Genomic DNA, 4,819 nt, shown 5'->3' on the forward strand with positions numbered 1-4,819 from the left:
TGGCCAAGAAACGACCATGACGGGATCGAAAGCGCTGCTGACGGTGGTCGCACTTCTCGCAGCGTTGGCGGCAGTGCCGGCAAGCGCGCAGACTTATCCGAACCGGCCGGTCAAGATCGTGTTGCCCTTCGGAGCTGGAGGCGTCGCCGATGCCAGCTCGCGCATCATTGCCGACCAGCTCGGCGAGCGTCTCGGCCAGCGCTTCGTGATCGAAAACATGCCGGGCGCCGGCGGCATCAGCGCGGCCAAGGCGGTGCTCGCTGCGCCGGCGGATGGCTACACGCTCGGCCTTGTGACCAACGGGACCGCGATCAGCGCGGCGCTTTTCAACGCCCTGCCGTTCGATCCGACGGCGGACTTCGCGATGATCTCGACGCTCGGCACATTCGACCTCGTTTTCGCCGTCGACACTGCCTCATCGTACAAGACGCTTGCCGATTTCATCACGGCCGCCAAAGCTTCTCCGGGCAAGTTGAACGTCGGCACCGTCAATGTCGGCGGCACGCAAAACCTCGGCGCGGAGCTGTTCAAATCGGCGGCCGGCATCGACGTGCAGATCGTCCCGTTCCGCAATTCGCCGGACATATTGATCGGATTGCTGCGCAACGATGTTCAGATGATGGTGGACTTTCCGTCCGCCGTGAAGGGTCAGGTGGATGCCGGCAAGGTGCGATTGCTCGCAACCTCCGGCCCGAAGCGCTCGCCCTCGCTGCCGGATTTGGTGACCGTCACCGAGACCGGCGTGAGCGGCTATGAGGTGACATCGTGGAACGGACTGTTCGCGCCACGCGGCACGCCGGCGCCGGTCGTTGCCTTGATCAACGCCACGGTGAAGGACGTGCTGGCGCAGGCCGACGTCAAGCAGCGCCTGCGCGAGATCGGCATCGAGGCGCGGCCGAGCAGCCCCGAGGAGCTGATGACGCTGTTCAACGCCGACGTGAAGAAATGGGGCGCCGTCATCGTCGCCGCTGGTATCGAAAAGAAATAAGAGCGGAGTTGCGGAAGATGACCAAGAATCCCAAGCCTCCATTGTCCATCGCCATCGTCGGTGCCGGCATGGGGGGACTTGCAGCCGCCGCCACGTTGCGGCAAATCGGCATCGACGTGCAGGTCTACGAGCAGGCAACGCGCTTTGCGCGTATCGGCGCCGGCATCCAGATGATGCCGAACTCGATGAAGGTGCTGCGCGGCATCGGCATCGAGCAGCGCGTGCGCGATGTCTCGTTCGCCCCCTATTCGCATCTCAATCGCATTGGCGACACCGGCGAGATCACCCGGGAATTGCCAATGCCGGAGACCCTCTACGACGCGCCCTATCTGTGCATGCACCGCGGCGACCTGCACGATGCGCTGCTCTCGACCGTGCCTGCAAATAGCGTCCATACCGCGAAGAAGCTCGTGGGGCTCGACCAGGCGAACGGCCGCGTTACGCTTGCGTTTGCCGACGGCTCGCAGGCGACCGCAGACGCTGTGATCGGCGCCGACGGCGTGCATTCGATGGTGCGCGAGCTTTTGATCGGCCGCGACGAGCCGGTGCACAGGGGTCGTATCGCCTACCGGGCGGTGTTTCCCGCGGCGCTGATGGGCGGGAAGGACATCGGTCCGTCACGCACCAAATGGTGGGGGAGCGATCGTCACATCGTCATCTACTACACGACAAGAGCCAAGAGCGAGATCTACTTCGTCACCAGCGTGCCCGAGCCGTTCGAAGGCCTGACGCGCGAATCGTGGTCGGCGAAGGGCGATGTGCAGCAACTGCGCGCCGCTTACGAGGACTTCCACGAGGATGTGCGCGCCGTGCTCGCCGCCTGTCCGGACTGCCACAAATGGGCGATCCCGGAGCGCGAGCCGCTGCCGCGCTGGAGTGTTGGCCGGATCGCGCTGCTCGGTGACGCCTGTCACCCGATGACGCCCTACATGGCGCAGGGCGCCGCCACCTCGATCGAGGACGCGGCGGTGCTCGCCCGCTGCCTGCAGGCGGTCGAAGGCGAGGATATCGAAGGTGCGTTCGCCCAATACGAGACCCACCGCAAGCCGCGCACCTCGGTGATCCAGGCGATCTCGAGCGCCAACACCTGGATGCGCGACGGAAGTGGCGGCGACACCGGCTGGCTCTATGGCTACGACGCCTGGACCGCGCCTCTCGACCAGCCCGCCGCCCATGCGGCGGCGTGAGGCGGGACATCAAACGCCCAGCGCTCTCCCGTTGAAGCTCTGCAACAAGCGCATCCGCGTGGCTCAGACCGGCTCGCTGACGGAAGAGGTCCAGCGGCGGATGACGCCATAGAGCAACTCCGGCTGAATCGGCTTGGTGACGAAGTCGTTCATGCCGGCGGCGAGGCAAGCCTCACGCTGGCCGACGAGCGCGTTCGCCGTCAACGCGACGACCGGCACGTGGCGCGCCTCGCCCGCGAGCTGGCGGATCGCAATGGTGGCCGAGACGCCGTCGAGCTCCGGCATCTGCATGTCCATCAGCACCAGATCATACGCGCCGATCCTGACGGCTTCGACGGCCTGCGCGCCGTTCTCCACGACATCGGCCTTGTAGCCCCGCCGCGACAGGAGCTTCAGGATGAGCTCGCGAAGAATGCGATTGTCCTCCGCGACCAGGACCCTCAGGTCGTCCGCGCCACGGTCGTCCGCGGGCTGAAGCGGAGGGGACTTGGCCTCCGGCGGCCGGCCCATCCTGCACCTCACGGTGAACCAGAAGCGGCTGCCGGCGCCGGGCGCGCTTTCGACGCCGGCGTCGCCGCCCATCGTCCGGCAGAGCTGCCTGCAGATCGCAAGGCCCAGTCCCGTGCCGCCATACTCCCGGGACACCGAGGTGTCGGATTGCACGAACGGACTGAACAGCGAGGACTGAATCTCCGCGGGGATGCCGACTCCGGTATCGATGACCTCGACGCGAAGCTCGATCAGGACATCGTTCAGTGCACGATGCGCCACCGCGATCTTCACGCTGCCTTGCTGGGTGAACTTGATGGCGTTTCCGACGAGATTGAGCAGTATCTGCCCGATCCGGCTGGGATCGCCCTTGAGCCATTGCGGCACGTCGTCTTCGACGGCGACTTCGAAGCCCAGCCCCTGGGCGCGCGCCTTCGCCCCCAGCAGCATCTCGACGGCCTTGACCGAATGCCGGGGGTTGAAATCGATGAATTCCGGCTTCAACTGGCCCGCCTCGAGCTTCGAGAAGTCGAGGATGTTGTTGAGGGTCGCCAGCAGATTGTGGGCCGATTCCTGCGCGACGCCTGCAAGGCTGCGCTGCTCGGAATTGAGCTGCGTCTCGCACAACAGATCGATCATGCCCATCATGCCCGCCATCGGCGTGCGGATCTCGTGGCTCATGACCGCCAGGAAGTCGGACTTCGCGCGGTTGGCCGCCTCGGCCGCCTCCTTGGCGACGCTCAGCGCTCCCGTCGTCGCTGTCAGCTCGCGCTTCTGGACCTCCAGCCGGTTGCGCGTCTCCATCACCTCGGCCAGTTGCCGTGCCTGGATCGCCGCCGCGCGCTCGCGCTCGCTGACGTCCTCGTGGGTCGACACCCAGCCGCCATCGGGCGTCGGCAGCCGGCGGATCGCGATGACGCGCCCGTCCTTCAGGCGGCAGGTATGCTCGAGCGCGATCGTGCTCGGATCGGCGTTCCCGTCGACCGGGCGCTCGAAGTTCGCACCGGCCTCCCGCATTCGCGTCAGCAGGACATCGAACGTCATGCCGGGCTCGACCTCGGCGGCGTCCATGCCATAGACCTCGGCGAAGCGGGGGTTGGCGATCACCAGCCGCTTGTTGGCACTGAACAGGCAGAGGCCCTGCGTCATGTTGCTCAACGCCGTGTCGAGCATCCAATGCAGCCGCCGGCGTTCGCCGGCAAGGCGCGCACTGATCACGAGGACGGCGGCGATGGCCATTGCAAGCGGGACCGCGGCGGCGACCATGACGCCCATGGCAATGGCGATGCCGAACATCAGCAGGGTGCTGCCGAGCACGATCCCGATCGTCCGGACGTCCCGTTCAGCCCTGAGCGGCAGGCTTCCATGCCAGGCGCGCCACGATGCAGATCGACGGCAAGAGGTAACGAACTTCAACACGCGGAGGATCTCTTAACGGAATATTGCCACGACACTACGGAGAACCGGTTATTCCCGCCTTAAGTGCCGCGCCGTCGCCGCTCGATGGCGGTGCCGTAGGACTACGGAAGCTACGTAGGACTACAGAGTCGCGCGTCCGCCTTGCCGCGGCGCGTTTCGCGCCCGGGCGATGCCGGAAGCTCGTCCCTCCCAGAACGGAGGGCGCAGGGAAGACCGGGTGCCTGGCCGACACCCATGGCCCGCGTGCAACATGGTTGGCACGCGGTACGAACCACAGGTACGGCCGTATCACCCGGCCTTCCCTGCGCAACGGTTTTAACGGCCTATACCGCGCTCTCCTCGGTGCACCGGGCGTGTTGGCCACCGTCGCCCACGTGATGCAAGCATCACCTGCGAGCTTGATCCCAGCGTCGGGGGATCAGGACCACACGGCTTAGCCGTCCGCGAAAGCCTCCACCAGCACCACGCAACGGACCTGGTACCGATCCGCCGCAGACCCTGACGAAGGCGGTGTGACGCTGCTCGTCTCGCAACGCCATCGCGTCCATCGCATCCCACCTCCAACGTTCGTGACGTTCGCGAAACGCCCCTCTCAAGGAGGCGGGACGCGGGGGTTTTAGTCCATTTCTGAAAATATGAAAGAGAAATATTTTTGTGCGGCGATCTGGACAATCCGAATCGGTTTGTACCGCCTAACGAATTTCGATTCTTGGCGCAGGCGGATTTTAACGTACTA

At 65.3% G+C, this 4,819-nt stretch carries 3 protein-coding genes; 2 read left to right on the forward strand and 1 reads right to left on the reverse strand.

What is annotated here, in order from left to right; translation table 11 throughout:
- On the forward strand, positions 1–988 hold a 988-nt coding region (locus tag JOY90_RS20285), incomplete at its 5' end, for a tripartite tricarboxylate transporter substrate binding protein (RefSeq protein WP_367276971.1).
- Between the two features lie 17 nt (positions 989–1,005).
- Positions 1,006–2,175, forward strand: a complete 1,170-nt coding sequence (locus JOY90_RS20290; protein ID WP_291692886.1) for an FAD-dependent monooxygenase — start codon at positions 1,006–1,008, stop codon at positions 2,173–2,175.
- A gap of 63 nt (positions 2,176–2,238) precedes the next feature.
- On the opposite strand, the gene JOY90_RS20295 is transcribed toward JOY90_RS20290, so the two are convergent.
- Positions 2,239–3,981: an ATP-binding protein gene (locus JOY90_RS20295; RefSeq protein WP_291692887.1), complete on the reverse strand. Its 1,743-nt coding sequence runs from the start codon at positions 3,979–3,981 to the stop codon at positions 2,239–2,241.
- Positions 3,982–4,819: the final 838 nt, after the last annotated feature.

This window comes from Bradyrhizobium sp., from assembly GCF_019242285.1.
Taxonomy (GTDB): domain Bacteria; phylum Pseudomonadota; class Alphaproteobacteria; order Rhizobiales; family Xanthobacteraceae; genus Bradyrhizobium.